Source organism: Maribacter sp. 4G9, from assembly GCF_002742265.1.
Lineage (GTDB): Bacteria > Bacteroidota > Bacteroidia > Flavobacteriales > Flavobacteriaceae > Maribacter.
In genome coordinates, this window is sequence record NZ_MDGL01000184.1 from 1 (window position 1) to 3,891 (window position 3,891).

General features: G+C 33.1%; 5 protein-coding genes and 1 pseudogene. 2 read left to right on the forward strand and 4 right to left on the reverse strand.

Translation table 11 applies throughout. The features are described 5' to 3' along the window. Positions 1 to 129: pseudogene (locus tag BFP75_RS22490) on the forward strand (IS256 family transposase); the annotation flags it as partial. Positions 130 to 217: 88 nt separating this feature from the next. On the opposite strand, the gene BFP75_RS19440 reads toward BFP75_RS22490, so the two are convergent. Next, positions 218 to 610 carry a hypothetical protein gene (locus BFP75_RS19440; RefSeq protein ID WP_123803512.1) on the reverse strand — a complete coding sequence of 131 codons (393 nt, stop codon included), beginning with the start codon at positions 608 to 610 and terminating at the stop codon, positions 218 to 220. A gap of 85 nt (positions 611 to 695) precedes the next feature. Here BFP75_RS19440 and BFP75_RS22000 point away from each other — a divergent pair, with 85 nt between their 5' ends. After that, positions 696 to 854: a hypothetical protein gene (locus BFP75_RS22000; RefSeq protein ID WP_165776517.1), complete on the forward strand. Its 159-nt coding sequence runs from the start codon at positions 696 to 698 to the stop codon at positions 852 to 854. Positions 855 to 1,022: 168 nt separating this feature from the next. Here BFP75_RS22000 and BFP75_RS19445 read toward each other — a convergent pair whose 3' ends face one another. From BFP75_RS19445 to BFP75_RS19455, 3 genes are all read right to left on the reverse strand, one after another. Continuing rightward, positions 1,023 to 1,511, reverse strand: a complete 489-nt coding sequence (locus BFP75_RS19445; RefSeq protein ID WP_099546995.1) for a YybH family protein — start codon at positions 1,509 to 1,511, stop codon at positions 1,023 to 1,025. 198 nt (positions 1,512 to 1,709) lie between these two features. Next, complete coding sequence (locus BFP75_RS19450; protein WP_123803513.1) at positions 1,710 to 2,549, reverse strand: LytR/AlgR family response regulator transcription factor; 840 nt, start codon at positions 2,547 to 2,549, stop codon at positions 1,710 to 1,712. 156 nt (positions 2,550 to 2,705) lie between these two features. Then, positions 2,706 to 3,146, reverse strand: coding sequence for a hypothetical protein (locus tag BFP75_RS19455; protein WP_099546997.1), 441 nt, complete (start codon positions 3,144 to 3,146; stop codon positions 2,706 to 2,708). Positions 3,147 to 3,891: the final 745 nt, after the last annotated feature.

Sequence of the window (3,891 nt, forward strand, 5' to 3'; positions counted from 1 at the left end):
GATGCGGTGATGAAATCCGTATATTTGGCAACAAGGGAGGCCACCAAGAAGTGGTCCATGCCCATCAGGAACTGGGGCATAATTTTAAACCAGTTCCTTACAATCTATGAAAAAAGGGTCAGACTTTAGATAAAAGTCCAACCCTCGTTATTTTTAACTTACACACTTGGTGGGATAGTGTCTAAGAATTAGACTTATTTTTATTCAAACGTATTTCCTATACAATTTTATTCGCCAAAGACTTAAAAGAAGAAGTCCATTCTTCATCTATTTCATTTACTGTACTTTCATTTAATTCATAAAATTCTTTTATTAAGTCAATATACATTGGATGAATAGATATTTTTCTTTTTAGCACCTCTTTATTAATTTCATTAACATCATTTATTTTTATTATAGTTTTTATAACACTATCTAAAGTTTCACTTTCCTTGCCAACAAAATAATTAACAAGTTCAGGTGTTCTTGATTTTTCGTTGTCAGACTTTATTTTATTAATTCTTTTTTCGTTTTCTAATCCGTAGTGTCGATAGCTATTCATATCTATATTTTTTGTATATTTGTGTACTGGTTTCCAAATGGATGCCAACGCAGGGCTATGTGAAGCCACGTTACGGATTTTAAATTTACGCAACTTGTTGGGATAAATTTACAAATACGTGTTGAACGTGGCCAGGTTGCATATAGCCGTTGATATGTACAGTTTTCCTCGATGGCGCCTAAAGGTGATAGGTTGGATGGTCCCTCATCCTACGGATTATGCAAACTGGCATGGCCCTGCGATGATGTACAAATCCCAAGGGGCGGGAATTGGAGCCTTTGGCGACAATGTAGCGACTTGGGTTCACCTTTAGGTGAATTGTACATCATCAGTCTTGTGTATGGCTCGTTGCGGAAAATCAGCTATAATTTTCCACTGTAATCAAAAGATCGTAAATCTTAATGAAATTCGATTAAAGACTTCAGCTGCAATGAGCTATACACGTTGTTGGCATACGTTTTATGATTTGAATTCCTTTTCTTTATTTTTGTTTTAGTGCTTCATCAATATTTGTGATAGTTTCGACTTCTAGAACTTCAATCCATTTATCTCCGTCCCTTGTATATATTCCTGACCCTATTCCACTAAAAGCTGGTCCTTGACCCATTGGAAACACTTTCCATTCAAAGTTCACAAGGACTACATTTTTCGACAGAATCTCCAGCTTTAGTTCTGGGATTTCCATTCTTACTTTGGGAAATTGTTGAAGTATATTCTCAAAACGTTCTCTTAATGCTTTTTGTCCGAAATAGTTGCCGTCAGTCCCATACATCTTTATTTCTGGTGCAAAGTTGGCCAGAAATAAATCAAGATTTCCTTCATTCAACGCTTCAATTGTCGATAAATAAATAGTTCTAACAGGATGATTCGCTTCCGTATATTCATAATCGTTTTTAGTATTTGAGTTATTGCAAGAAATACTTGTAATAAATAACATTGTCAATAAAACAAATGTTGTTATCGTTCTCATAAAAATAAATTAAAGGTTAATAATCTGTTTGAACAGTTTTTGCTGTTCTATATTAAATTCAAATGCAAGTAGAAGAATTTTAATAAGTTATGAAACGACTTCATGGTAAAAGGTCATAAAATCAAGTGAGTGATGATTATTAAAGTGTGAATAATAAAATAGAGAATACAATTTTTTAAAAGGAAACAAACGTATCAACTACTCTATCTTAATTAACCTTCTAATTTTGTCGGAATAAGTTTTACTGCTAGTTATAGATGATATTCCTTTTACGGAAAATTCAATAATGTATCGACCATTAATATGTGGTTTAATTTGCTTGATATAATCTTCATTAACGAGATATTTTCGATGAATTCTCGAGAATAAATTTTCAAGCCTTTTTTCCAGGAAGAGTAATGAATAATCGCAAAGCTTTTTTTGTCCGTTTACATCAAATACAAAAGAATAATTATCATATGCTTCAAAATAGACGATTTCAATTGTAGGAATTAATAGAATACAATCACCTTGCTTTACTGGAATACTTGAAGCAATATCAGTCGATTTTGATAATTTCTCTTGAGGATATAAATCACCGCCCAACTCCAAATTGTTTTCAGTTGATTTGGATTTACTACCTTGAACAAGATAATTATTCTCAAAAACACTTAAACCTAACACACCAGATATTACTCCGTTAAAAACATACATTTTGCCAGCTGAAAATGGAAGATAAGATTCGCTTTTGAAAATCAACGCTCGGATTACATGCTCAATTTCTGTTGCAAAAAAACCAACAAGTAAAAATATACTAATCAGTACAATATATAGTTTCCAAATCGGACTAATATTTATTTTTAACCAAGACTTATTAATTCCTAATAATACAGTTGAATAACCGATAAGGAAACTAGTAGATAAGGCTTGAATAGCCCATTGGATCCAATTCAGGCCACCATGCATTATAAAATTAGCGCTCCCAATCCCCAATCCAATTAATAAAATATGAGGTAAAAATCTGTTTGCTTTTTTAAGTTCAAATTGGGTGGTAGTCATATTTGTTCTATTCGTATTAGCGGCTTGTTCTTTTCGAAATGTATGCCAACGGTTTTGTGTATGATTAGTGGCGTGTTTAAGCACCTAATTTAGCAAATAAAAACCAAATAGAAAATCCGCGAGGATTTTCGTAAGTAGGCGAGAACTAGCCATTAATTATACACGGTGTTGTAGCACGTTTTTATCTTCTTTTTCAGTTAATATCAGATATCTATTTTTTCCAAATGTTATATAATAAATTGGGTATAAAAATCCGATTGCCAAAATCCAAATCAAGAAGTTCAAGTCAATATTCAGAGCATATTTTCCAAGATAATAGAACAGCATAATTCCAAGTAAAGCTGGTAAAATCCATTTGGAATATTTAAATCCGCTTAACTTTATAGTTTTAGTTTCATTTTCGGCTATATTCAGCTCAATTTTTGGACTTCTACACCAATCTATTTTTGCAAAAATCTCGTGTTTTCCGTTTTCAACTTCATACTCTTGAGTTTCTCCGTCATTTATTGTTCCGACTTTTTCTCCGTCAATATAAATTCCGATTGCACGAGCTTTATTATTCCATTCAGAATTTCGTTCTACTCTAATTTTTCTCATTGATTCAGGTTTTTCTCAAATGTGCTACAACGGCTAGTATAAGAATAGTGCGGGTTTGTGAGCGGCGATTTTCCGAAGGAAAATCGGAAGCTTGCAAACATGCACTAACTTTTGGTTAAGCGATTTGTCCGCATTATTTTTATACATTGTTAGCTTGCGTTTTTAAATTTTGGTTTACAATTCCGTTTTAGATTTTTCTCCTTTTTTTAGGGTTTGAGTGAGTTCGGTCGTTTTCTAATTCCGCTTAAATGCTCAAAAATCCGTTGCAAATTTCGTTCAGTTTTTCAGTCCGCAAACTGGTTTTTTTCTTTTTTTAGTTCCGCAAACTTGCTAAATTTCCGCAACGTCTTATTTTTGGTTACAAATTTCAATTTACTATAAATTTCCGATAAAATCTCATTTTTTTTAGTTCCGTAAAATTTGCATTTGAGTGAGCTTTTTTAATGCAAGCTAACGTTTAGTATATGAAAAGTAGGCGATTTCGAAGCACGAAACTATGGGTTAAGCACAAACTTTGATACGAGCCAAAACCTTTAATTTTACTACTATTTCGCCTATTTTTTTATAGCATCTATGTAAAAGCAGCCTGTCGAGTATCTTTAAGATTCACCAAAATCAAAAGATATGAAAACACAACAAACTGCCCCACCCAAGTTATTCATTGGTATCGACATACACAAGCGAAGTTGGAAGGTACACTGTTCGACCGATCTTTTCTCGGGCAGGACCTTTTCCATGTCCCCGG